Genomic DNA, 24,141 nt, shown 5'->3' with positions numbered 1-24,141 from the left:
ATATTTATTATCTACAGACTTATATATGGGAAAAAAATTCATTAAGATTGGTTTAGTTTCAATTAGTGACCGAGCAACAAAAGGTGAGTATGAGGATTTGGGTTTGCCTCATTTAAAAGAGTGGTGCCAACAAGCGATTGTTGATGAAATTATTTTTTTAGAAAAACTTATCCCGGATGATTTTGAACTTATTAAGTCAACATTAATTGATTTAGCAGATATTGATCAGTGTCATTTAATTCTTACTACTGGCGGAACTGGTCCAGCCCAAAGAGACGTGACACCAGATGCTACCGAGTCTGTTGCGGATAAAATTATGCCAGGGTTTGGTGAGCAAATGAGACAAATTAGCCTTAATTTTGTACCAACTGCTATCCTGTCCAGGCAAATTGCTGTAATAAGAAATAAGGCTCTGATTATCAACCTCCCTGGACAACCAAAAGCAATCAAAGAGACTCTTGAAGGTTTGAAAAATAAAAATAATGAAACAACAGTTCCAGGAATATTTGCTGCTGTGCCATACTGCATAGAGCTCATTGGAGGTCCGGTCATTAAAACAAATGACAATATCGTTAAGGCTTTTAGGCCAAAAAAATGAATGAATTCGATTTAATAAAAAAATATTTTAATTTCACAAGCAACCATGCATTATTAGGCATTGGTGACGATGCCGCCCTTATCCCGTTTAATAAAAATGAATTTATGGCGATCTCTATGGATACTTTAAATATTGGTCATCATTTTACTGAAGATTCTGATCCATATTATTTGGGGTGGAAGTCACTTGCTGTCAATGTCTCGGACATTGTCTCAATGGGTGGTCAACCTCGCTATGCCCTACTTTCAATTTCCCTAAAAAATCTTGATGTAAATTGGATTGGAAAATTCACCAAAGGGATTAAGGCTTGTGCCAAAAAATATAATATTGAAATCATTGGTGGTGACACGAATAAAGGATCCACGTCAATTTCAATTGCGATTATGGGAAATGTATCCTCTAAGAATGTTTTAAAAAGAAGTGGGGCAATTCCAGAGGATGAAATTTGGGTGACTAATGAGGTTGGTTATGCAGCATTACATTTTAATCAACATTCCCTGTTGCCTAAGTACAAGGAATCTATTTCAAACTGCTTAAAAAAAAGATCCCAAGAAGAATTCCTCAAACCGCAACCCCCTCTAAAATTCATTCAAGAAACGAAATCACTGATCAATTCAGCGATTGATTTATCTGATGGTTTGGCTGGAGACTTACAACATATACTGAACAGCAGTTCTGTTGGAGCCAAAATAGAGATTAACGAAATTCCTATGCATAAATGGTTTAAGGAAAATAATCAATATGAACTCGCAATGTGTGGTGGTGAGGATTACCAAATTTTAATGACTGTCCCACATAAACATCATAATAAAATTCAAAATTTACTAAAGAAACACTCCCTTAAGGGTGCCATGATAGGAAAAATAACTAAGGATAAAAAAATTGAATATTCACTTCATGGTAAAAAAATTAAATTAAGCAAGGAAGGATTTACTCACTTTGGTTAACTTAAAATTTTTATTTAGTAACATTTGGCATTTTATTGCACTAGGATTTGGTGCTGGTTTGATAAAAAAAGGAACAGGTACTTTTGGGACTTTAATTACTTTTATTTACTTTATATTTCTTTATCAACTCAATCTAGAAATACAAATATTGATATTTTTTATCCTCCTTTTAGTCAGCTACATTAGTGTAAAAAATACTCTCCAGTCATTAAAAATAAAAGATCCATCATGTGTTGTAATAGATGAAATTATCGCCTATTTAATTGTTCTCATTCTTCTACCAAATAATTATTTACTCTACCTAATCAGTTTCATTCTTTTTCGTTTTTTTGATATTTTAAAACCATGGCCAATCAGTAAGTTAGAGGAATTACCGGGTGCAATTGGAGTAATTGCAGATGACTTTGGGGCAGCACTTTTTGCATTAGTAATTACACAAATGGTTGCTTCATATGTCCTCTAGCAAGCTTCAAAATATTGCAAAAAAATTTATTGATAATAATTTTCATCTTTGTGTCGCTGAATCATGTACCGGTGGTTTATTAGCAAAAAAAATTACTGATGAATCCGGAAGTTCAGCCTGGTTTGACTGTGGATTAATAACCTACAGTAATGAATCTAAGATCAGACTATTAGGGGTAAAAAAAGAATCGTTAACAGAATGTGGCGCTGTGAGCCAAGAGGTTGCTCAAGAAATGGCTATTGGAGCACAAAAAAACTCTAGTGCAGTGTTTTCTATTTCAATTACAGGTATCGCTGGGCCAAACGGAGGGTCAACTGAAAAGCCTTTAGGTACTGTTTTTATTTGTTTTGCATTTAAGGAAAGAGTATTAAAAGACTATAAATTAGAGCTATCTGGAAATAGATCATCCATTAGAGAACAGACGGTAAATTTTATTATTGATGAACTCGATAAACTTACTTTTAATGGTCAAATATGAAATAATTACAAGTCAAATAAACTAAATCTTAGGGTATAAAAATAATGGATGAAAATAAACAAAAAGCGCTTGAAGCCGCAATGGCCCAAATTGAAAAACAATTTGGTAAAGGCTCTGTAATGAAAATGGATGGAACTGAAATTGATGAATCCATTGAAGCAATTTCTACAGGGTCTTTAGGTTTAGATATAGCCCTAGGTATCGGCGGTCTTCCAAAAGGAAGGGTTGTAGAAATTTATGGGCCTGAATCATCCGGAAAAACATCTCTAACCTTATCGGTTATTGCCGCTGCACAAAAAGCAGGAGGTACGGCTGCTTTTATTGATGCAGAACACGCTCTTGACACACAGTATGCTGCCAAACTAGGTGTAAATCTTACCGACCTTCTTATTTCCCAGCCTGACACTGGAGAACAAGCCTTGGAAATTACAGACATGCTTGTTAGAAGTGGTTCAGTTGATGTGGTGGTAGTTGATTCAGTTGCAGCATTGACACCCCGAGCAGAAATTGAAGGTGATATGGGAGATTCTCATATGGGTTTACAGGCAAGATTGATGTCACAAGCCTTAAGAAAGCTTACTGGAAATATCAAAAAGACTAACACCTTGGTAATTTTTATTAACCAAATTCGAATGAAGATCGGGGTTATGTTTGGAAATCCTGAAACTACCACAGGTGGTAATGCTTTGAAGTTTTACTCATCCGTTAGGCTCGATATCAGAAGGATTGGTGCAATTAAAAAAGGTGATGAAGTCGTTGGAGCCGAAACTCGTGTAAAAGTAGTTAAGAATAAGGTTGCTCCTCCTTTCCGCCAAGCAGAATTTGATGTGATGTATGGCGAGGGTATATCTCTGGAAGGTGAAATCATTGAACAAGGTGTTCAATTAAAATTGATCGAAAAAGCCGGCGCTTGGTACAGCCATAATGGTGAGAAAATTGGTCAAGGTAAAGATAATGTTCGAGAGTTTTTAAAGCAAAATCCAGATATTTCAAAGAGCCTTGAAGATCAAATCAGATCTAACGCAAATCTTGCAAATTCAAAAATGATTGTTGAAAATCAAGCTGATGAAGATGCAATTGATGAAGATGCAAGCTAATGATCCCCTCAAAAGATTAAAAAACAGGGCTCTTTACTATCTTGCTAAAAGAGAATATGGCTTTGTTGAGTTGATAAATAAAATTAAATCTTTTGCTACTGATGAATTAGATTTGAATTTAGACAGCTGTTATCAAATTGTCGAAGAACTCAAAACAAAAGGCCTACAATCAGATTATCGATTTTGTGAATCATTTGTTAACTCAAAAAAAAGAAAATTTGGCCTACAGAAAATAAGCTATGAGTTAAAACAAAAAGAAATTGATGATTTTTTGATTGAGGAATTTGTTGATGCCTTAAGGGACGAAGAATACGAGTCTGCAAGATTGGTATGGAAGAAAAAATACACATCGCTACCATCAGATTTAAATGAAAAAAATAAACAGATTAAATTTATGCAAAATAGAGGTTTTAGTTTCGATACTATAAAAAAAATTATCAAATGAAATCATTAACCAGTAACGAAATACGAGAAATATTTCTAGATTTTTTTAAGGAAAAAGGACACACTGTTGTTCCTTCAAGCAGCTTAGTTCCAAGAGATGATCCGACATTATTGTTTGCCAATGCTGGTATGAATCAATTTAAAGATTATTTCCTTGGATATAAAAAGTCAAAATACACAACTGCAACATCTAGCCAAAAATGCGTTCGCGCCGGAGGCAAACATAATGATTTAGAAAATGTCGGCTACACAGCAAGACATCACACTTTTTTCGAAATGCTTGGTAACTTTAGTTTTGGTGATTACTTTAAATTGGAAGCGATTCAGTATGCATGGGAATTATTAACTGAGAGATTTCAAATTCCCGCTGAAAAACTATTAGTAACTGTTTATCATGAAGATATTGAGGCATATGATATATGGAAAGATGTTATAAAGCTTCCTGCTGAAAAAATTATTAAGATTGCAGATAAGTCTGAAAAATATATTTCTGATAATTTTTGGATGATGGGTGATACCGGGCCATGTGGGCCATGCAGTGAAATATTTTATGATCATGGTGCAGATATTCCAGGTGGTCCTCCAGGTAGTGAAAATGAGGATGGTGATCGTTTTATTGAAATCTGGAATTTAGTCTTTATGCAATTCAATAGGACTGAAAATGGCAAAATGGAAGAATTACCAAAACCTTCCGTGGACACCGGAATGGGTCTTGAAAGAATATCGGCCGTATTACAATCCGTTCATTCAAATTATGAAATTGATTTGTTTCAAAATTTAATTCAAGACACTGCTCAAACTCTGAAATGTCAGGATTTATCACATCCATCTTTAAAAGTAATTGCGGATCATATTAGATCAATTGCTTTTCTTATCAATGACGGCGTTCAGCCGTCTAATGATGGAAGAGGCTATGTCTTAAGGAGAATTTTAAGACGTGCAATACGTCATGGTTATAAGCTAGGTGCAAATCAATCTTTTTTAATTCCTATTCTTAATAGTGTCGCAAAACATATGAATGCCGCCTATCCAGAGCTTTTAATTAATATAAAGAAAATTGAAAAAACGACCCTTCAAGAAGAGGAAAAGTTTTTTGAAACTATTGCCAATGGAATGAATATCCTTGAGCATGAGATCAAACTTAACAAAAAAAACAAATCGACTATTTTTAATGGCTCAATCGCTTTTAAACTTCATGATACGTTTGGATTTCCAATCGATTTAACAGCAGATATTTGTCGAGAACATGAACTTACTATTGATCTAGTTGGTTTTGATCAAGATATGGCTGAACAAAAAAATAAAGCCAAGAATGCTTCCCAATTTAAAGCAAAAGAGTCGATCGTGATTGATACCGATCCAACAAAATTTTTGGCATACACACACAATGAAGAATTTTCCAAAATTGAATCAATTATTCTAAACAATGAACCTGTAGATGAAGTGTCGGCAAATAGCCTATGTAATTTAGTAGTGAAAGAATCGCCATTTTATCCTGAATCAGGTGGACAAGTAGGCGATATTGGAAAGATTTTTAATGATCAAGCCGAGTTTATTGTTCATGACACTCAAAAATTACCTAATGGTGTAATTCTTCATATCGGTGAATTAACTCGCGGACAATTAAAGATAAAAGATCCTGTTTTATGTCAGGTAGATCATGTTAGAAGAGATTCAATCAAGAGAAATCACTCAGCCACCCATTTACTTCACAAAGCTTTAAAAACCGTATTGGGTAATCATGTTGAACAAAAAGGTTCTTTAGTGAATGAATTAAGAACGCGTTTTGATTTTTCACACTCTAGTGCACTCAGTGAAGTAGAAATTCAACAAGTTGAACAAATTGTAAACAATGAAATACTTCAAAATAACCCAACCTCTGCTGAAGTAATGGCTTTAGATGTAGCAAAAAAAAGTGGGGCTATGATGCTTTTTGGAGAAAAGTATGATGATGAAGTGCGAGTCTTGACAATTGGTAATAGTAAAGAGCTCTGTGGAGGCACCCACGTTAATGCAACTGGAGATATTGGACTCTTTAAAATTTTGAATGAAAGCGGAATATCATCAGGTGTGAGAAGGATTGAAGCAACAACTGGGATGAGCTTAATTCAAATTATTGAAAAACAAAGTCAGCTATTGGATGCAACTGCTAAAGAGTTAAAAACGACAAAAGATGATGTTGCCGAAAAAATAAAGCAGGTGATTGAGCAAGTAAAAAATCAAGAAAAAACTATTGCACAATTAAAACAAAAAATTACCAATGCTTCTAAGAGTGAACTTTTAGATCAAATTGAAGTGATTGATGGAACGAAAATTCTTTCAACAAGTATTGATAGTATTGAGATACCACAACTGAGAATTTTGATAGATGATTTAAAAAATCATATTGTGTCTGGTATCGTCATCTTGGCCACAGTCAATCAAGGTAAGATTAATATCGCTGTTGGGGTCACAAAAGATATCACAAATCAATTCCATGCTGGTAAAATAGCCGGCCAACTTGCAAATATGCTTGGTGGTAATGGAGGAGGTAAGCCAGATATGGCTATGGCTGGAGGTCAAAACATCGATGATCTGCCAGAGGCCTTAATAAAGATTAAAAAACTATTAAATTCATGAGCTTGATTGTACAAAAATATGGTGGCACATCAGTTGCCAATCCTGAAAGAATAAATGCGGTTGCTGATCGCGTCAAAAAATTTGTTGATGACGGCCATCAAGTAGTTGTTGTCGTATCAGCAATGTCAGGAGAAACGAATAAGCTTCTGCAATTAATTAAAGATATTAGTAAAAAACCAAGCCCGAGAGAATCTGACGTTATAGTCTCAACAGGTGAGCAGGTGACTATAGGTCTCACTGCCCTCGCAATTCAGGAAAGAGGAATTAAAGCTAAAAGCTACACAGGATCACAAGTGAAAATTCTCACTGACAATGCGCACTCCAAAGCAAGAATTATTAATATTGGAACCGAAAACATCCAAAAAGATTTAGCAGATGGCTATGTTTTAGTCATTGCTGGTTTTCAAGGGGCAGACGAAAATGGAAATATCACCACATTAGGCAGAGGTGGATCAGATACTACTGCAGTTGCTATTGCTGCAGCCCTTAAGGCAGATGAGTGTCAAATATATACTGATGTGAATGGAATTTATACAACAGATCCTAGGGTTGTTTCAACCGCAAGAAAGCTTAAGTCTGTCACCTTTGAGGAGATGTTAGAACTAGCCAGCTTAGGCTCTAAGGTTTTACAAATTCGCTCTGTTGAGTTTGCTGGGAAATATAAAGTTAAATTAAGAGTTTTATCAAGTTTTGAAAAAAATGGTGATGGAACAATTATTACTTATGAGGAAGATCATAAAATGGAAGATCCAATTATTTCAGGAATTGCTTTTAATCGAGACGAAGCCAAAGTAACTGTTCAGGGGATTCCCGATACCCCCGGGCTAGCCTATCAAATCCTAGGTCCAATTGCTGAGCAAAATATTGATGTGGATATGATTATTCAAAATATTGGTCATGATGGTGAAAATGATTTTACATTTACTGTAAACAAGAATGAGTTAGATAAAACTATCGAAATTCTTGAGGGCTTGAAAAGTCATTTAAAGGCTAAACAAATTATTGGGGATCCTAACATTGCAAAACTTTCTTTAGTTGGAGTAGGCATGAAATCTCATGTTGGAGTGGCTAGCCAAATGTTTAGAACCCTTTCTGAAGAAGGGATTAATATCAGTACAATTTCTACTAGCGAAATAAAGATATCTATCCTTATCGAGGAAGGTCTATTAGATATGGCTGTTCAATCCCTTCATAAAGCATTTAATTTAGATCAATAATTGGGAAGTTTAAGATTTTCATTTAGAATAGCCTTTTAGAACAAGGAGAGCTGGCCGAGTGGTCGAAGGCACTTCCCTGCTAAGGAAGCATACGGGTTTAAGCCTGTATCGAGGGTTCGAATCCCTCGCTCTCCGCCATATAAAGGGTAAAGTATGCAAGTACCAATGTATGAATTATCAGTACCAATGCTAATTAATATGCTTGAAAATCTATCTAAAATTCTCAATAAAGCTCAGCGATTTGCAGATAAAAGAAAAATTGACTCAACAGTCTATGTTAACAGTCGATTAATTGCTGATATGTATCCCTTGTCTCGCCAAATTCAAATTGGAACAGACATGGTAAGAAAAGGTATTGGGAGGTTGGCAGAAAAAAATGCACCTAGTTATGCAGATAATGAAAGAACAATCAAACAACTTCAAAGTCGCATTACTAAAACAATAAACTTTTTAAAAAAAATTAAACCTGCACATATGGCCGGCTCTGAAAACAAATACATCGAATTTTTTATACGAGATAAAAAATTTACTTTTAAGAATGGTGAAGATTATTTAAAACGCTGGATTATTCCTCATTTTTTCTTCCATATGACCACCACCTACAATATTTTAAGAATGAATGGTGTTAATTTAGGTAAATGGGACTTTACAGGTAAATTTTGATGTTGCAAAAAATTTTCTTTTTTCTAATCACATCTCTTCTACTTTCCAGCTGCAGTCAATTCGGTCCAGACTTTATGAAAGCAGGAAGAAATGAATATAATAAAGTACTTGCACAAACTGACGATGAAGAAATTTTATTAAATCTTGTTCGTTTAAGGTATGCAGACAATCCTGCTTTTCTAAAAGTGAATAGTGTGTCCACGTCGTTTAATTGGAAAGAAGGTTTTGGTTTAGATGGCTCCATCTTTGAAAGTGATGCGGTAGGAAAAAATAATATTGGAATTCGTGGAAACACCGAATATATTGAAAAACCCACTATTTCTTATTCACCTCTATCTGGTGCAGATTTTGTAAAAAATGTACTCACACCAATTGATCATCAGGTCATTCTGCTTTTGGCTCGATCTGGATGGAGTTTGGAGAGAATTCTTCGCCTAACTGTTAATAAAATTAATCATATTAATAATGCTTCCGAAGCTTCTGGGCCAACACCAACAAACTCTCCAGATTATATTACGTTTAATAAAATTGCTAAAAATTTCAGACAGCTACAAAAAACATCAAAGATTACCTTGGGATATCAACTTGATGGAAATCCAGGTGACTTAGCCCTGTTAATTAAAAAAGATCATATCAACGATACTGAAGTAGAAATGTTTTTATCTGAACTCAATATTAATGTTAAAAATAATATTATCCCTATCACCCCAAATTATTTTGATGCTTCATCAAATGACAACATTCAAATTGAATCTAGATCTCTAGCAGGTATTTTATTTTTCTTATCACATGGAGTTACAATTCCTGCAGATGATATTAAGGAAGGTCGGGTAACTGTCACTAAGAATCAAAATGGGGAAGACTTTGATTGGCAAGATGTGCTGAATGATCTATTTACAGTTCATACCTCAAAAAAACCACCCGAACAGGCAACTATAGCAGTTGAATATCGCGGCAATTGGTTCTATATCAAAGACAATGATATGCAAAGTAAATACACCCTTATGCTACTCAATCAAATTGCAGCTCTCCAATCAGGACAGATTGAAAAGTCTGGGCCAATTTTGACACTCCCTGTCTCAAGCAACTAGTTAAAACAACTAAATTAGGGATATAATAGCGGTGACGCGCCCGTAGCTCAGCTGGATAGAGTACTTGGCTACGAACCAAGGGGTCAGGAGTTCGAATCTCTTCGGGCGCGCCATTTAAATCTATCTGCGCCCGTAGCTCAGCTGGATAGAGTACTTGGCTTCGAACCAAGTGGTCAGGAGTTCGAATCTCTTCGGGCGCGCCAATATTAGACTTGGCTGTCGTAATCTACAAAATAATCTGGATCAACAGATTCAATCATAGATTTATACTTTTTAATTGCTTCACCATCATCCTCTTCAGAGGATAATTTATATAGCACTTCAAGAGCATCTAAATTTCTTGGATTTAAAGAGATAGATTTATTTAAAAAAAGCTTAGCAAAATCTCGATTAAATTCTTTCTCCGCTAAACCTAAATAAAACCATGCATTGGTGCTATCATCTTCAGACTGAGTCCACATCTTAGCAATTCTTTTCACTTCATCCCAATTAGAATCTTGAAGAGGTAAAACCACTTGCATAAAAAATGGCTTCTGCTCATCCGGCAAGGCCCAAAAAGGGGCTGTTTCACTCCTAATATCAGTAAGGATTTTTGTTTGCATAACTTTATCTATCCATTCAGTGGGTAAACAATAAAAATAACCTAATCGTTTTCCTGGGCTCTTAAAAGTTGTAATGCCAATCAAATTAAAATCATTATCAAATAAAGCTCCGCCACTTGAGCCAACAGTGAATGTAGCAGAGGTTCGAATTATTGAACCTTTGTCAAAGTTGTAAAGAGCTTTTACCTTACCATATGATGGTAATGGAACTGGATTGTCATTTGGAAAGGTTAAGGTAAATACTTCTTCTTCGTACTGGATAGATTCGCTCTGACGGACCTGCACTGGTTCAAGGGGAAGGTTATCAAACTTAAGAACACATATATCATGTTCCCAGTCCGCATAAACCCCTATAGGGCTGTAGGTATCATGATATTTAACAACATTCACACCAGTCGCATTCTGAAAAACATGACAATCAGTTGCCACGTGATTTTTTTTAATCACAACGCCCGATCCTGTTCCAGTAACACCCTTCTCATAACTGACCCATAATTGGATCATGGATTTATTCAGTTCAAAAAGCTCATATTGAGCTGGGTAAGCAAAAACCAAAAAGGGAGATAATAAAGTTACAATTAAAAATAAAATTTTATTCATATTTTTATGATTATCCATAAATCATTAAATTCAATTATCTTTAATAATTATTTAAAAATAATTTTTGCATTTTTTATTCTTTTTTCAGAATCAATAAAGGCAAATGAAGACATCATCATTGGCTATGCCTCAAGCCTTCACAATGTTATGAAAGAGATCATTCGTGATTATGAAATACAGAGCAATCTGAAATTGAAAGTGGGGATGGGTGCTTCTGGAAATATTGCCCAACAAATTATAAGAGATGCGCCCTACGATATTTTTATTTCAGCGAATAAAAAATGGGTGGATTATTTAGAAAAACATCAGAAAATTAAAGAAAGGCATCTCTGGATTTCTAACTCGCTTTCATTAATAGGTTCTATTAAATCGATAGAGAATTTTACCCTGAATCAAAATGAAAGATTTTGTCTTGCGGATCCAAAGAATGCTCCTCTTGGAATATATAGTGTTGAGGCGATTAATGCCTTGAAGCTAAACATACCTAAAAATCAAATTATTTTTTTGAAAGATGCAGTATCGGTAAGGTATTACTTATCAATCAAAGAATGTGATTATGCTGTTACCTACTCAAGCGATACCTTTAATTTTGATAAAAATATTGATATCCAAAGTATTCCATTAAATTTATACTCTGATATTGCTTATGAAATTGGTATTCTGAAAAATAATAAACAAACTAAGCATTTTGTGAATTATCTTCAGCAACCAAATGTTTTAAGTAAATTAAGAAATCATGGGTTTATAATTAACTGATGATTGCCTTATCTGATTATGAAATCACTGTTCTTTTACTCTCGATAAAAGTTGCATCAATTTCATCAATCATTACTTTTTTTCCTTCATTTATAATGGCTTATCTATTAGCTACAAAAAATTTTACTGGGAAATCTTTGATTGACGGCCTTATTCATCTTCCTTTGGTATTGCCACCTGTCGTAATTGGTTTTTTTCTATTAATTATTTTTGGAAAGAATGGGTTGGTTGGTGATATTTTTTTTTCTACATTTAATATAAGGATTTCTTTTTCATGGATTGCAGCAATGATTGCCTCATCAGTCATGGGGTTTCCCCTTTTTGTAAGATCCATTCGTCAATCGATTTCTGAAATTGATCCCAAAATTATCGAAGCAGCACAAACATTAGGTGCTAATAAAATAAAAATTTTAAAAAAAATTATTATTCCTTTGAGTAAGAATGGAATTATTGCTGGTTTTATTTTAAGCTTCAGCAGAAGTCTTGGGGAGTTTGGTGCTACCATTACTTTTGCTGGAAATATTTTTGGTGAAACACAAACACTCCCACTTGCTATTTACTCTTCCCTTCAAGACCCTGATGCTAATCTAATAGTTATTCGATTAGTTGGGATAAGTGTTTTTATCTCCATGGCAGCATTAATGATAAGTAACCGGCTTAATAAATGATTTATTTAGATTTTACATATCAAAATCCGAGCTTGTCGATGCAAATCAAAGTGAAAACGAAATCACAAATTGTTTTTTTATATGGACACTCTGGTGTTGGTAAAACAACCATCCTGAAGATGATTGCAGGACTAAAACAGCCTCAATACGGCTTAATTGATATTGCTGGGAGAAGATTTTTCGATGCGAGTAAGAATATCAATATTGCACCCCAATTAAGAAATGTAGGCTATGTATTTCAAGATTTAAGATTATTTTCCCATTTGAATGTCAAAGACAATATTACTTTTGGGGCCTTAAAACAAAACAACTTCAACAAGATCATTGATCTCATGGATATTCATGAATTACTGGATAAAAATATTAAAAGTCTATCTGGTGGAGAGTCTCAAAAAGTGTCTATCGCCAGGGCGCTCGTAAAAAATCCAAGCATTTTACTTATTGATGAGTCTTTTCACGCAATTGATAAAGAATATCGTGATCAATTAATAAAAAAACTTCATCACCACATTATTGAAAATCAAATTGTTACGTTTTTAATAAGTCATCAGCTATCTGATGCGAAAAAATATTCAGCAGAAATTATCAAGATTAAAAAAGAAAAAGGAATTGTGGTGGCTGAATAAATAAAGTGGTAGGGTGTGCGAGATTCGAACTCGCGACCAACGGATTAAAAGTCCGCTGCTCTACCAACTGAGCTAACACCCCATGAATCAAACACGCAATTATGGACTAGATCGTTTAATTGGTCAATAAACAAAAGGAATTTTTACCTCATTCCAGGGAATTTTCCGGCGAGCCCTCTCATCATCTTTGATAAGCCGCCCTTAGAAAACATTTTCATCATTTTTCGCATTTGCTCATACTGTGTTAATAAACGATTAATGTCTTGCACCCTGGTACCAGACCCATTGGCAATCCTTTGTTTTCTTTTTGCCTTGATTAAATCAGGTTCTTTTCTCTCAAGCGGAGTCATTGAGTTGATGATTGCCTCAATTTGCATTAAAGACTTGTCTCCATCTTCTGGGTTAATTTTCTGCTGAGCCTGCCCCATGAGTTGAGATGGCATCTTATCCATCATAGCGCCCACACCACCCATTTTTTTCATCTGAACAATTTGATTTTTAAAGTCTTCTAAATCGAAATTTTTTCCTGATTTAACTTTTTCAGCTAATTTTTGAGCCTCTTTTTGGTCAACGTTTTTTTGAGCTTCTTCAACCAAGCCAACAATATCCCCCATGCCCAAGATTCTTGATGCTAATCGATCAGGATAAAAAGGCTCAATACCATTGATCTTCTCATTCACACCAACAAATTTAATTGGTTTACCAATAATATGTTTTGCAGATAACGCCGCACCTCCTCTTGAATCTCCGTCAATTTTTGTGAGAACAATCCCGGTTAACTCAAGGGCATCATTAAAAGCACTCGCAGTATTTACTGCATCTTGACCCTGCATAGAATCGACAACAAAAAGTGTTTCGGCTGGCTTTAATTCTTTATGTAATACTTGGATTTCTTTCATCATTTTTTCATCAATCGCTGTTCTTCCGGCTGTATCAAAGATGACAACATCAAAGAAATGTTTTTTTGCATAATCAATTGATTTTTCAGCTATTTTGATCGGTTTATCTTTTTCAGTGGAATCGAAGCACTCAACATCAATACTTGCTGCTAATGTTTTTAATTGGTCTATCGCTGCAGGTCGGTAAACATCAGCGCTGACAAGCATTACTTTCTTTTTTTGCTCTTTTAAAAGTTTTGCTAATTTTGCTGATGTAGTTGTTTTACCAGAACCTTGCAAGCCTGCCATCAAGATTACCGAGGGTGGTTTTTTTTCTAGGTTCAAGGGAACATTCTCAGGCCCCATTAGGTTTGTTAATTCATCTTGAACGATCTTAACAATAGCGTCCCCTGGTGACACTGTTTTAAGTACTTCTTTACCGATGACTTTTTCTTTTACCTGATCAATAAAAAATTTAACAACTGGAATTGCTACATCAGCTTCAATTAAAGCGATCCTTACTTCTCTCATTGCATCGCTTATATTTTCTTCAGTGAATCTTGATTGGCCAGAAATTTTTCTAACAACTGATTGCAGCTTATCTGTTAAATTTTCTAACATAATATTTTTTAACCTATAATATAATTAATTATTGTAAATCATTAAGAAGACATATGTTGTATTTTGGATCGCTATCTGCTGCATTGATTTTTTATTTACTCAGCCTTGTAAATTTAAAAAAAAATATCCAATTAAAAAATATTTTTTTATTTGTAGCATTAATTAGTCACCTTTTTCTTATCTACCATGATGTTGTTCTTAAAGAATTTAACTTTGACTTTTCAAATGCCTTGCTTGTGGTAAGCATTGTTACCGTTATATTTTATTTAATATTTAATATAAAGATGAATTACCAAGGCCTAGAAAAAATAGTAATTATTCCAACTCTAGTTATCTTAGTTTTTCATTATTTTTTCTCACATGAGTATTCCATTAGAGATACAGACTCACTTTATTATCTTGCCCATATCACCATTGCGATAATAGCCTATGGTCTTTTAACTTACTCCGCTGTTTTTTCTATTTTTATATTATTTTTAGAAAACAATCTTCATAAGAAAAAGATCTCATCACTTTTTTCAACCGATAACTCTCTATTAAGTATGGAACAGTTTCTTTTTACGATGATAGGAATAGGTTTTTTACTTTTATCTATAACAATTTTTACAGGAATTTTCTTTTCACAGGAAATTTTTAATAGTGCTTTTGTTTTCAATCACAAGACTTTATTTGGAATATTTTCTTGGATTTTTTATGGTTATATTTTTTACCAAAGACAAATTAATGGATTAAGAGGGAGAAAAGCGATAAAGCTATCTTTGTTTGCTTTTATCCTTCTAGTACTTTCTTACTTCGGCAGCAAGTTTGTTTTTGAGTATCTAATAGGTTAATCATCCAAAGAAATTATAGGCCAATTATTTTGTTTTGCCTTTGACTCTAAAATAGGATCTGGATTAACGCATACCGGATTTGATACAGAATTTAACAAAGGTAGGTCATTCTGAGAATCTGAATAAAAATAAGTGTGCTTGAAGTTATCAAACGAATATTGATGATCATGTAACCATGCTTTTAATCTAGTAATTTTTCCCTCTTGAAATGAAGGAGTTCCGGAAACATGCCCAGTAAAAATACCATCAACTTCTTCTGGATCAGTTCCGATTAGAACATCTACACCGAAAAGTGAAGCAATTGGCTTTGTGATATATGAGTTTGTTGCCGTAATGATCATACATAAATCATTATTTTTTTGATGGGACTTCACCAGATTTAGAGACTTTGTAGTTACCAAAGGCTTAATCACCTCAGCCACGTATTGCTCACGTAGCTTATTCAGTTTATCTCTTTTTATCATAGTAAAAGGACGAAATTGAAACTCGCAAAATTTATAAATATCTAGACAGCCGTCTTTATAATCTTGATAAAAAATTTCATTTTGTTTTTCATGTTCTTTACTATCCAAAAGTCCATTTTTGATAAGAAATTTTGACCAGTTATAATCAGAATCGCCCCTGAGCAAGGTGTTATCTAGATCAAATAATGCTAAATTCAAAATTAAACCTGAGGATGCGCTCTCTCGAGCTTGGATAATATTTTGTTCGCTGCATTAATGTAGGCTTTAGCTGACGCGATAACAATGTCAGTATCAGATCCTTGGCCATTGACAACACGTCCACCCTTGGCAAGTCTAACTGTAACCTCACCTTGAGCATCAGTACCGGTAGTAATATTGCTCACGGAGTAAAGAAGTAATTCAGAATCTGATTTAACAATTTTTTCAATGGCTTTAAAAGTAGCGTCAACCATGCCGCTTCCTTCAGAATCCTCAGAAAACTCTTTACCATCCATGTCTATTGTAATCTGGGCAGTTGGTTTCTTATTTATCTCCGCTGTCGCTTTCAAGGAAATTAATTTAAAAATCTCTGCAGTATCTGCAGAATACTCATCGCTAATTAATGCATGAATATCTTCATCAAAAATCTCTGATTTCTTATCCGCTAAATTTTTAAATTTTTCAAATGCCGCATTTAAAAGCTCATCCGAATCTAACTCAATACCCAGTGTTTCAAGACGGTTCTTAAAGGCATTTCTACCAGATAGCTTGCCTAATGAAATTTTATTAGCGCCCCATCCCACATCTTCAGCCTTCATAATTTCATAGGTTTCCCTATGCTTTAAAACACCATCTTGATGAATTCCGGACTCATGGGCAAAAGCATTTGCTCCAACAATCGCCTTATTAGGTTGAACAGCATATCCTGTAATTGTCGATACCAACTTAGATGTCGGTACAATAAATTCAGTATTAATATTGGTTTGTAAATTAAAAATATCTTGTCTGGTTTTTACAGTCATGACAACTTCTTCTAAGCTGGCATTACCAGCCCTTTCCCCAAGACCATTAATTGTACATTCAACTTGTCTTGCTCCATTTAAAACGGCTGATAATGAATTTGCAACCGCCATACCAAGATCATTATGGCAATGAGTAGACCATATAACTGATTGCGAATTAGGTACTTTATCAATCAGTTGTTTAATTCGGTCACCCCACTGAAAGGGAATTGAATATCCTACTGTGTCAGGGACATTAATTGTTTTAGCACCAGCCTGTATAACCGCATCAAAAACTTCAACCAAGAATGGTATCTCAGATCGAACAGCATCTTCAGCAGAAAATTCGACGTCATCGGTATATTCAAGAGCCCATTTCACAGCCTCAACCGCTCTATTTAAGACTTGATCAGGGGTCATTCTTAATTTATTTTCCATGTGAATCGGACTTGTAGCAATAAATGTATGAATTCTTCCTGAGGTGGCACTTTCAATCGCATGTCCTGCCCTTTCAATATCATTTTTTACTGCTCGAGCGAGCGAGCAAACAGTAGATTTCTGAATTTTTTTTGCAACTGCCTCGATCGCTTTAAAATCCCCAGGGCTCGCTGCAGCAAAACCTGCCTCAATGACATCAACGCCAAGCTTTTCCAACTGGAGAGCAATGCGCACTTTTTCTTCTTGCGTCATTGAAGCACCGGGACTTTGCTCCCCATCTCTGAGCGTGGTGTCAAATATTATTAATTTTTCTGTCATTTCGTCTTTCTGTTTTTTTCAAATTTAAAATTTTCTTTAAAAAAGTTTACATAGCCAGACAATAAATAACCAAGAAGTATAATAAATATTATTTCTGCAGGGCTATGAGATAAAAGAGAGAATCCCATCACAATCAATAGAATGGATACGGAAGGTACGCTATTTCTTAAATTTAAATCCTTACCGCTGTAATATTTAATATCCGTAACCATTGATAATGCAGCAATAAGAATCATTACTAATGCAAACCACTGCATTTGGAAAAAATTTAAAAAAGTATCATTGCCACTAATTCCATTGTCTATACAAACCCATATAAACGATGCGATCAATGCAGCAGCAGCAGGTGATGGAAGCCCGAAGAAATATTTCTTTTCAAGTACATCTAGCTTGGTATTAAATCTTGCTAATCTAAATGCTGCACATGCGCAGTAGATAAAAGCTCCAATCCATCCAATCTTACCTAACGGCTTTAAAGCCCAAACATACATCACAAGTGCAGGTGCTACACCAAAAGACACCATGTCTGACAAACTGTCATACTCCGCACCAAACTTGCTTTCTGTGTTGGTAAGTCTTGCCACTCTCCCATCAAGGCCATCCATGACTAATGCAAAAAAGATAGCTAACGCAGCAAATTCGAATTTACCATTCATCGCATTTAAAATGGAAAAAAAACCAAAAAACAATGCTGCTGTTGTAAATAAGTTTGGAAGTAAATAAAATTCACTTTGTTTTTTTACTGATTTGTTCATCACATAATTTTATCCTAGATCATTTCTTTTTTCATCGTATTTAGAAAGGATTGCTCATATAATAGGCTTTTAAAAAAAAATTACTATGCAATTCAAAATTGAATCAATCGACTCACGAGCCCGTGCAACCAAAATAACTCTGAATCATGGGACACTGGATACTCCAATATTCATGCCCGTTGGTACTTATGGAGCTGTTAAAGGGATTACGCCATCGATGCTTGAGGAAATTGATTTTCAAATCATTTTAGGGAATACCTACCATCTTTGGTTGCGACCAGGTATGGATATTGTAGAGTCTCATAATGGGTTACATGATTTTATTAACTGGCAAAAGCCTATATTGACTGATAGTGGCGGCTTTCAGGTCTGGAGTCTCGGCAAGTTGAGATCGTTGAATGAAGATGGAGTGGTATTTAAATCTCCAATTAATGGTGATTCTTGTTTCTTGAGCCCGGAAATTTCAATGGAAATTCAGACAAAACTCAACTCAGATATTGCAATGGTCTTTGATGAATGTACAAATTATCCAGCTTCCAAAGAAGAGGCAAAGTCCTCCATGGAATTAAGTTTGCGTTGGGCAAAAAGATCTAAAGATTCTTTTAAAAGCAACAATGCACTTTTTGGGATTGTTCAAGGGGGAATGTATAAAGATTTAAGAATTAATTCAATCAATCAATTACAAGAATTAGATTTTGATGGTTATGCCATTGGAGGTCTTTCTGTGGGAGAGCCAAAAGATGAAATGTTGAAAGTCATTACAGATCTATCTGACCACATGCCAACCAATAAACCTAGATACTTAATGGGTGTCGGAACACCAGAAGATATTCTTAATGCAGTTGAACAAGGAGTGGATATGTTTGATTGTGTTATGCCAACAAGGAACGCACGAAACGGATGGCTATTTACGCAATATGGAGATATCAAAATTAAAAATAGTCAGTACAAAAATGACCTAAAGCCATTAGATGAAAATTGTGAGTGTTATACCTGTAGAAATTTTTCACGCTCCTATCTTCATCACTTGTTTAGGATTGGCGAAATGCTGGGCTCAACCTTAAATACTATCCATAATCTATTTTTTTATAAAAAATTTATGGCAGATGCTCGTCAAGCAATTATAAATAACAAGTTTAAAGAATATAAGAATGATTTTTTCTCCAAAAGAGGATCCTCGGACAAATAGACTTTAATCAGAGTAATTATGCTAAAATTCTTTTTCTTTTTTTTATTTGAGGTTCAAATGATTTCACTAGCTTACGCAAACAGCGCTCCTGCTCCCGGCGGTCTGATGAGCTTTGTTCCGTTCATCATTATCTTTATTTTGTTTTATTTTATGTTGATTCGTCCACAAATGAAGCAAGCCAAAGAGCATAAAAAATTGTTAGCAGAACTTAAAAAGGGAGATGAAATCATGCTTGCATCAGGCATCCTAGGAAAGATTGAAAAAGTCGCAGATAACTTTGTGATTTTGCAAATATCCGATAACACTCAAATCAAGGTGCAAAAAAATTCAGTTCAAGCTGTTTTAAGCAAAGGAACTATCAAATCTATTTAAGTTGATAAAACTATGAATCAATTTTCTCGTTGGAAAAATACTTTAATTTTATTAATAGTAGTTTTTGCTGTATTTTATGCACTGCCTAATTTTTTTGGTGAAGCTCCTGCAGTGCAAATTATGCCGATCAAATCGGGTGAGAAGATGGACCCCATCATTGCATCACAATCTGAAAAAATACTCGAAGAAAATAATATTCCCTATAACGGTTTAGTCCTGACCGAAAACTACATAAAAATTAAATTAACCAATAATGAAGATCAACTTACATCAAAAGGTTTGCTTGAAGAAAAATTGGGTCCAAATTTTGTGGTGGCATTGAATTTACTTCCTAATTCCCCTAAATGGCTTGAAAGCATTGGAGGTCAACCCATGTATTTAGGGCTTGATTTAAGAGGCGGTGTGCATTTCCTAATGCAAGTTGATTTAAGTAATATTGAAGCCAAAGAGTCATCCGGTAGGATTAATGAAATTAGAACATTATTAAGAGAAAATAAGATCAGATATGACCAGATTTCTGTTGAAGATGGTTTAATTTTAGTTCAGCTAACCAATGAAAATGATTTAAAAAAATCAAAAAATATTCTGCTTCGGGATGATACAAGTTTTGAAATTTCTAAAAGAATAAATCTAGGTGGATCTATTGGTAAAGAGAAGATTAAAGAAATGACAGATAATGGAAACTTTATTCTTGCTATTGAGGGATCGCAAGCGAATAAAGAAGAAATGACAAAGTTTGCTATCAAGCAAAATTTAGAAACATTAAATAATAGAATCAATGAGTTAGGTGTTGCTGAGCCAATCATCCAGCAACAAGGTGAAAATAGAATTGTTGTTCAATTACCAGGCGTTCAAGATACTGCAAAAGCTAAAGATATTATCGGTCGAACTGCACTGCTTGAAATGAGGCTGGTTGATGATGAAGCTAGTCCGGCTGATATCGATCAAGCAATTGACGGCGATATCCCATTCGGTAGAGATTTATTTTACGACCGAAATCAAAACCCCTTGCTTCTCAAAAAAGATGTGATCTTAACTGGTGAAAATATCAACAATGCAGGTCCTGGTGTTGACAGTCAAACTGGGCAATCAATCGTATCTCTTAACTTAGATAGCAAGGGTGCAAATATTTTTAAAAAAATTACCCGAGATAATATTGGTAAAAGAATCGCTATTTTGTTAATTGAAAAAAATATAACTGAAATAATCACTGCGCCAGTGATCAAAAGTGAGATTGGTGGAGGAAGAGTTCAGATTACAGGAATGAAAAATGCTCAAGAGGCAACAGATGTTTCATTATTATTAAGAGCAGGCTCTCTTGCAGCTCCTATGGAGATTATTGAAGAAAGAACTGTTGGTCCAAGCATGGGTAAAGAAAATATTCAAAGAGGTATTCAATCGACTTTTTGGGGCTTTATTGCCGTCATTATTTTAATCTCAATTTACTACATGCTCTTTGGTATATTTTCATCCATAGCTCTTAGTATTAACTTAGTTCTACTTGTCGCACTTTTATCAACGATACAAGCTACATTAACTTTACCTGGTCTTGCAGCAATGGCTCTTACAGTTGGTATGGCCATTGATTCAAATGTTTTAATTAATGAACGTATTAGAGATGAAATAAGAAATGGTAATACTCCACAGGCGAGCATTCACTTGGGTTATGAGAAGGCTTGGGGAACAATTTTAGATTCAAATATCACGACACTGATTGCGGGCATTGCGCTATTTATGTTTGGAACTGGGCCAATTAAAGGTTTTGCTGTCGTCCATGTTTTAGGTATTCTTACTTCTATGTTTTCAGCCATCTTAGTCTCAAGAGCGTTAGCAAACTTCTTTTATGGCTCAAAAAGAAAAATTGACAAGCTTAATATTGGTGAAATCTACAAGGTTAATAACTAATGGAAATATTTCGCGTTAAAAATGATATACCTTTTTTAAAATATCGAAAGATTGCTGCCTCCATCTCAATCCTGACTTTTGTCATGGCATTTTTTTTCCTGTTTCAAAAGGGCTTAAATTATGGTGTAGATTTTACTGGCGGAACTATCATTGAAATTTCCTATGAACAAAAAGCGAATGTTGATGAGATTAGGGAGCAATTAACGCAAATCAACCTGAATGAAATTCAGGTTCAAAATTTTGGAACCGATAAAGATGTCCTAATCAGAATGCCTTTGAATGAAGATATTACCATCGCAGAACTATCTGAACTGGTAAATCAGGAGCTCGCTAAACTTAATAATAAGTTTGAAATTAAAAGGGTCGAGTCGGTAGGAGGTCAAGTTGGTGAAGAGCTATTTGAAAATGGAGCGTTAGCTATTCTATTTGTTTGTTTGGGAATTATTTTGTATTTGTCATTAAGATTTGAATGGAGATTTGCTGTTGCTGCTGTTGTTGCTAACATGCATGATGTAATTATTATCTTAGGTTTTTTTGCTTTTTTTCAATGGGAATTCAATCTTACAGTTTTAGCAGCAGTTCTTGCTGTTCTTGGTTACTCTGTGAATGAGTCTGTTGTTGTTTTTGACAGAGTTAGAGAAAACTTTAAGAAAATGAGGAGATCTAGTGTTATCGATGTAATGAATAATGCAATTACTCGAACCATGTCACGGACCATCATGACCCACTTATCTACGCAGACCGTTGTTATTTCCATGTTAATTTTTGGTGGCGAAATCCTTCATAACTTCTCACTTGCCTTAACGATTGGTATTTTATTTGGGATTTATTCATCGATCATGGTTGGCTGTCCTATGGCGTTATGGCTAGGAACTAATCATTCCAATCTAGCAGGCTCAACCCCACAAAAAAAAGAAGAAATGGAATCAACTCCATAAATTGAAAAGTGATTGACTTACCAATAACTTATCAAATTACTATTTTATTCTGCCTACTTTTTATCTCGGCCTTCTTTTCTATTGCGGAGACAAGTTTGATGGGTATTAATAAACATAGACTTCAATATCTAGAAAAAAAAGGTTTAAAGTCAGCTCGTTTAGCTAATAAATTAATTAAGCAAACAGATAAGCTTTTGAGTGTGATTTTGATATGTAACAATTTCTCCAATGCTGCTGCTGCCTCAATGGTAACCGTCATATCAATCCAATTGTTCAATTCAGATGAAGAAATTTTATTGGCTTCGACGCTTATTGTAACTTTTTTAATTGTTATTTTTAGTGAAATTACCCCAAAAGTTATTGCGGCCGCATACAGTGAGAAATTAGCCTTGGCATGTAGCTTTATACTATATCCCCTTCTTAAAATTCTTTATCCGATAGTCTTATTTATTAACTTTTTTGTCTTATCAATTTTAAAAATCTTTAATATAAAACTAAATTTTAATGAAAAAAATTTGATTACGATGGATGAGTTAAAATCTGTCATCTCATCCTCTAGCAAAGACATTACAAACAAAAATCAATCCATGCTGATTAATTTAATCGACTTAGAAAATGATACTGTTGACGATCTAATGATTCCACATACCAATGTTGAATTCATCAATATAAATCAAGAAGTTGAAGAGATATTTAAAAAATTAAAAACTTATCACCATGAGTTTATATTGGTCCGAAATAATGATAGTCAACAAATAACTGGATTATTAAATATCAGAAAATTAATAAAATTCATTGATGATCAGGATGGCATTACAATTGATAAAATAAGAAATACCGTTGAGCCACCAGAATTTGTTGCAAGTGGAACTTCTTTACATAAACAAATTCAACATTTTCAAGAAAATAAATACAAGATTGCTTTAGTGGTTAATGAATATGGCGACTTTATGGGTATCATTACTCTAGAAGATATTCTCGAGGAAATTACTGGTGAATTCAGCTTAAATCTTCCCTCAGACGATGCAAAAATTATAAATGAAGACGATGGATGGATTATTGAAGGTGGATGTAATTTAAAAAAAATTAATAAAATAACTAAATTAAATTTATCATCACAAAAAGCAAAAACTATAAATGGTTATATCTTGGAATATTTTGAAGATATACCAGAAACTAATACGAGCTTTAAAATTGATGGAATTACTTTTGAAATTATTAACGCTCAAGATAAAAGCATAAAAACTCTTAAAATTTTTAAATAAAATCGCCATGACTCAAGAAGATCAGAAGATAATAGTTGAACCAAAAAAAAATGTTAAACCAAATCTTCCCAAAATGTTCAAAGTTTTAGTTCTTAATGATGATTTTACTCCAATGGAATTTGTGGTTGACGTTCTTATGAAAGTTTTCACAAAAACAGAGGATGAGGCAACCAGAATTATGTTGAAAATTCATACAGAAGGAATGGCAATATGTGGAATTTACCCATATGAAATTGCTGAAACTAAGATGAATCAAGTGTTAAAGTTAGCAAAAGAAGCTCAACACCCCTTGCAAAGTATTATAGAAAAGATATGATTA

The 24,141-nt window shown here is 34.3% G+C and carries 25 protein-coding genes and 4 tRNA genes; 23 read left to right on the top strand and 6 right to left on the bottom strand.

Going from position 1 to position 24,141, the window contains the following annotated elements:
• The first annotated feature begins 25 nt into the window (after positions 1–25).
• From mog to QFA95_RS01300, 13 genes are all read left to right on the top strand, one after another.
• Complete coding sequence (mog, locus tag QFA95_RS01360; RefSeq protein ID WP_486463053.1) at positions 26–598, top strand: molybdopterin adenylyltransferase; 573 nt, start codon at positions 26–28, stop codon at positions 596–598.
• A complete protein-coding gene (thiL, locus tag QFA95_RS01355) occupies positions 595–1,545 on the top strand; it encodes a thiamine-phosphate kinase (protein WP_486463052.1) in 951 nt (316 codons plus the stop codon). Before mog ends, thiL begins: the two co-directional genes overlap by 4 nt.
• Positions 1,538–2,008, top strand: a complete 471-nt coding sequence (locus QFA95_RS01350) for a phosphatidylglycerophosphatase A family protein (RefSeq protein WP_486463051.1) — start codon at positions 1,538–1,540, stop codon at positions 2,006–2,008. Before thiL ends, QFA95_RS01350 begins: the two co-directional genes overlap by 8 nt.
• Entirely contained in the window at positions 1,998–2,486 is a 489-nt protein-coding gene (locus QFA95_RS01345; RefSeq protein ID WP_486463050.1) for a CinA family protein, read from the top strand. The genes QFA95_RS01350 and QFA95_RS01345 overlap by 11 nt, the downstream gene beginning before the upstream one ends.
• A 44-nt stretch (positions 2,487–2,530) precedes the next feature.
• A complete protein-coding gene (gene recA, locus QFA95_RS01340) occupies positions 2,531–3,583 on the top strand; it encodes a recombinase RecA (RefSeq protein WP_486463049.1) in 1,053 nt (350 codons plus the stop codon).
• Positions 3,567–4,028 (top strand): regulatory protein RecX, encoded by a 462-nt coding sequence (locus QFA95_RS01335; protein ID WP_486463048.1) that lies wholly within the window; start codon positions 3,567–3,569, stop codon positions 4,026–4,028. The genes recA and QFA95_RS01335 overlap by 17 nt, the downstream gene beginning before the upstream one ends.
• Entirely contained in the window at positions 4,025–6,646 is a 2,622-nt protein-coding gene (gene alaS / locus QFA95_RS01330; RefSeq protein WP_486463047.1) for an alanine--tRNA ligase, read from the top strand. Before QFA95_RS01335 ends, alaS begins: the two co-directional genes overlap by 4 nt.
• Positions 6,643–7,863, top strand: a complete 1,221-nt coding sequence (locus QFA95_RS01325; RefSeq protein ID WP_486463046.1) for an aspartate kinase — start codon at positions 6,643–6,645, stop codon at positions 7,861–7,863. The genes alaS and QFA95_RS01325 overlap by 4 nt, the downstream gene beginning before the upstream one ends.
• A gap of 44 nt (positions 7,864–7,907) precedes the next feature.
• Positions 7,908–8,001 (top strand) — tRNA-Ser (locus QFA95_RS01320).
• Positions 8,002–8,016: 15 nt separating this feature from the next.
• Positions 8,017–8,526, top strand: a complete 510-nt coding sequence (locus QFA95_RS01315; protein ID WP_486463045.1) for a DUF1993 domain-containing protein — start codon at positions 8,017–8,019, stop codon at positions 8,524–8,526.
• Positions 8,526–9,617, top strand: a complete 1,092-nt coding sequence (locus QFA95_RS01310; protein WP_486463044.1) for a hypothetical protein — start codon at positions 8,526–8,528, stop codon at positions 9,615–9,617. The genes QFA95_RS01315 and QFA95_RS01310 overlap by 1 nt, the downstream gene beginning before the upstream one ends.
• A 36-nt stretch (positions 9,618–9,653) precedes the next feature.
• A tRNA-Arg gene (locus QFA95_RS01305) sits at positions 9,654–9,730 on the top strand.
• A gap of 13 nt (positions 9,731–9,743) precedes the next feature.
• Positions 9,744–9,820: transfer RNA gene (locus QFA95_RS01300), tRNA-Arg, on the top strand.
• 3 nt (positions 9,821–9,823) lie between these two features.
• Here the strand turns inward: QFA95_RS01300 and QFA95_RS01295 are convergent.
• Positions 9,824–10,819: a trypsin-like peptidase domain-containing protein gene (locus tag QFA95_RS01295; protein WP_486463043.1), complete on the bottom strand. Its 996-nt coding sequence runs from the start codon at positions 10,817–10,819 to the stop codon at positions 9,824–9,826.
• A 6-nt stretch (positions 10,820–10,825) separates the two neighbouring features.
• Here QFA95_RS01295 and modA point away from each other — a divergent pair, with 6 nt between their 5' ends.
• The 3 genes from modA to QFA95_RS01280 are packed head-to-tail and all read left to right on the top strand — an operon-like array spanning position 10,826 to position 12,869.
• Entirely contained in the window at positions 10,826–11,575 is a 750-nt protein-coding gene (gene modA / locus QFA95_RS01290) for a molybdate ABC transporter substrate-binding protein (RefSeq protein WP_486463042.1), read from the top strand.
• Positions 11,575–12,243 (top strand): molybdate ABC transporter permease subunit, encoded by a 669-nt coding sequence (gene modB, locus QFA95_RS01285; RefSeq protein ID WP_486463041.1) that lies wholly within the window; start codon positions 11,575–11,577, stop codon positions 12,241–12,243. Before modA ends, modB begins: the two co-directional genes overlap by 1 nt.
• Positions 12,244–12,293: 50 nt before the next feature.
• Positions 12,294–12,869 (top strand): ATP-binding cassette domain-containing protein, encoded by a 576-nt coding sequence (locus QFA95_RS01280; RefSeq protein WP_486463040.1) that lies wholly within the window; start codon positions 12,294–12,296, stop codon positions 12,867–12,869.
• A 6-nt stretch (positions 12,870–12,875) separates the two neighbouring features.
• On the opposite strand, the gene QFA95_RS01275 is transcribed toward QFA95_RS01280, so the two are convergent.
• Together QFA95_RS01275 and ffh are read right to left on the bottom strand one after the other, a co-directional pair.
• Positions 12,876–12,951, bottom strand: a tRNA-Lys gene (locus QFA95_RS01275).
• 61 nt (positions 12,952–13,012) lie between these two features.
• Positions 13,013–14,368 (bottom strand): signal recognition particle protein, encoded by a 1,356-nt coding sequence (gene ffh / locus QFA95_RS01270; protein ID WP_486463039.1) that lies wholly within the window; start codon positions 14,366–14,368, stop codon positions 13,013–13,015.
• 53 nt (positions 14,369–14,421) lie between these two features.
• Between ffh and QFA95_RS01265 the strand changes: the two genes are divergently transcribed.
• Positions 14,422–15,198, top strand: a complete 777-nt coding sequence (locus QFA95_RS01265) for a cytochrome C assembly family protein (RefSeq protein WP_486463038.1) — start codon at positions 14,422–14,424, stop codon at positions 15,196–15,198.
• Here the strand turns inward: QFA95_RS01265 and QFA95_RS01260 are convergent.
• From QFA95_RS01260 to pssA, 3 genes are read right to left on the bottom strand one after another with little or no spacing between them, the layout of a single operon-like run.
• Positions 15,195–15,860 (bottom strand): histidinol-phosphatase, encoded by a 666-nt coding sequence (locus QFA95_RS01260; protein WP_486463037.1) that lies wholly within the window; start codon positions 15,858–15,860, stop codon positions 15,195–15,197. The genes QFA95_RS01265 and QFA95_RS01260 overlap by 4 nt on opposite strands.
• A gap of 2 nt (positions 15,861–15,862) precedes the next feature.
• On the bottom strand, positions 15,863–17,398 hold the full coding sequence (locus tag QFA95_RS01255) for a 2-isopropylmalate synthase (RefSeq protein WP_486463036.1): 1,536 nt from the start codon (positions 17,396–17,398) through the stop codon (positions 15,863–15,865).
• Positions 17,395–18,153, bottom strand: coding sequence for a CDP-diacylglycerol--serine O-phosphatidyltransferase (gene pssA / locus QFA95_RS01250; RefSeq protein WP_486463035.1), 759 nt, complete (start codon positions 18,151–18,153; stop codon positions 17,395–17,397). Before pssA ends, QFA95_RS01255 begins: the two co-directional genes overlap by 4 nt.
• A gap of 85 nt (positions 18,154–18,238) precedes the next feature.
• Here pssA and tgt point away from each other — a divergent pair, with 85 nt between their 5' ends.
• From tgt to clpS, 6 genes are read left to right on the top strand one after another with little or no spacing between them, the layout of a single operon-like run.
• Positions 18,239–19,342, top strand: a complete 1,104-nt coding sequence (tgt, locus tag QFA95_RS01245) for a tRNA guanosine(34) transglycosylase Tgt (protein WP_486463034.1) — start codon at positions 18,239–18,241, stop codon at positions 19,340–19,342.
• Between the two features lie 57 nt (positions 19,343–19,399).
• Positions 19,400–19,714, top strand: coding sequence for a preprotein translocase subunit YajC (gene yajC / locus QFA95_RS01240; RefSeq protein WP_486463033.1), 315 nt, complete (start codon positions 19,400–19,402; stop codon positions 19,712–19,714).
• 12 nt (positions 19,715–19,726) lie between these two features.
• Positions 19,727–21,619 (top strand): protein translocase subunit SecD, encoded by a 1,893-nt coding sequence (gene secD / locus QFA95_RS01235; protein ID WP_486463032.1) that lies wholly within the window; start codon positions 19,727–19,729, stop codon positions 21,617–21,619.
• Positions 21,619–22,557 carry a protein translocase subunit SecF gene (gene secF / locus QFA95_RS01230; protein ID WP_486463031.1) on the top strand — a complete coding sequence of 313 codons (939 nt, stop codon included), beginning with the start codon at positions 21,619–21,621 and terminating at the stop codon, positions 22,555–22,557. Before secD ends, secF begins: the two co-directional genes overlap by 1 nt.
• An 8-nt stretch (positions 22,558–22,565) precedes the next feature.
• A complete protein-coding gene (locus QFA95_RS01225; protein WP_486463030.1) occupies positions 22,566–23,822 on the top strand; it encodes an HlyC/CorC family transporter in 1,257 nt (418 codons plus the stop codon).
• Between the two features lie 7 nt (positions 23,823–23,829).
• A complete protein-coding gene (gene clpS, locus QFA95_RS01220) occupies positions 23,830–24,138 on the top strand; it encodes an ATP-dependent Clp protease adapter ClpS (RefSeq protein WP_486463029.1) in 309 nt (102 codons plus the stop codon).
• Positions 24,139–24,141: the final 3 nt, after the last annotated feature.

It is taken from the genome of Candidatus Methylolitoribacter marinus, assembly GCF_051853155.1.
Classification (GTDB): Bacteria; Pseudomonadota; Gammaproteobacteria; order Burkholderiales; family Methylophilaceae; genus BACL14.
The sequence above is the reverse complement of the archived record's forward strand: the minus strand, read 5'-3'. Positions and strand labels throughout refer to the sequence as shown.

Coding starts and splice junctions, on each gene's coding strand:
- mog (WP_486463053.1), top strand. CDS start 26: ATGGGAAAAAAATTCATTAAGATTGGTTTAGTTTCAATTAGTGACCGA.
- thiL (WP_486463052.1), top strand. CDS start 595: ATGAATGAATTCGATTTAATAAAAAAATATTTTAATTTCACAAGCAAC.
- QFA95_RS01345 (WP_486463050.1), top strand. CDS start 1,998: ATGTCCTCTAGCAAGCTTCAAAATATTGCAAAAAAATTTATTGATAAT.
- recA (WP_486463049.1), top strand. CDS start 2,531: ATGGATGAAAATAAACAAAAAGCGCTTGAAGCCGCAATGGCCCAAATT.
- QFA95_RS01335 (WP_486463048.1), top strand. CDS start 3,567: ATGAAGATGCAAGCTAATGATCCCCTCAAAAGATTAAAAAACAGGGCT.
- alaS (WP_486463047.1), top strand. CDS start 4,025: ATGAAATCATTAACCAGTAACGAAATACGAGAAATATTTCTAGATTTT.
- QFA95_RS01325 (WP_486463046.1), top strand. CDS start 6,643: ATGAGCTTGATTGTACAAAAATATGGTGGCACATCAGTTGCCAATCCT.
- QFA95_RS01315 (WP_486463045.1), top strand. CDS start 8,017: ATGCAAGTACCAATGTATGAATTATCAGTACCAATGCTAATTAATATG.
- QFA95_RS01310 (WP_486463044.1), top strand. CDS start 8,526: ATGTTGCAAAAAATTTTCTTTTTTCTAATCACATCTCTTCTACTTTCC.
- QFA95_RS01295 (WP_486463043.1), bottom strand. CDS start 10,819: ATGAATAAAATTTTATTTTTAATTGTAACTTTATTATCTCCCTTTTTG.
- modA (WP_486463042.1), top strand. CDS start 10,826: ATGATTATCCATAAATCATTAAATTCAATTATCTTTAATAATTATTTA.
- modB (WP_486463041.1), top strand. CDS start 11,575: ATGATTGCCTTATCTGATTATGAAATCACTGTTCTTTTACTCTCGATA.
- ffh (WP_486463039.1), bottom strand. CDS start 14,368: ATGTTAGAAAATTTAACAGATAAGCTGCAATCAGTTGTTAGAAAAATT.
- QFA95_RS01265 (WP_486463038.1), top strand. CDS start 14,422: ATGTTGTATTTTGGATCGCTATCTGCTGCATTGATTTTTTATTTACTC.
- QFA95_RS01255 (WP_486463036.1), bottom strand. CDS start 17,398: ATGACAGAAAAATTAATAATATTTGACACCACGCTCAGAGATGGGGAG.
- pssA (WP_486463035.1), bottom strand. CDS start 18,153: ATGAACAAATCAGTAAAAAAACAAAGTGAATTTTATTTACTTCCAAAC.
- tgt (WP_486463034.1), top strand. CDS start 18,239: ATGCAATTCAAAATTGAATCAATCGACTCACGAGCCCGTGCAACCAAA.
- yajC (WP_486463033.1), top strand. CDS start 19,400: ATGATTTCACTAGCTTACGCAAACAGCGCTCCTGCTCCCGGCGGTCTG.
- secD (WP_486463032.1), top strand. CDS start 19,727: ATGAATCAATTTTCTCGTTGGAAAAATACTTTAATTTTATTAATAGTA.
- secF (WP_486463031.1), top strand. CDS start 21,619: ATGGAAATATTTCGCGTTAAAAATGATATACCTTTTTTAAAATATCGA.
- clpS (WP_486463029.1), top strand. CDS start 23,830: ATGACTCAAGAAGATCAGAAGATAATAGTTGAACCAAAAAAAAATGTT.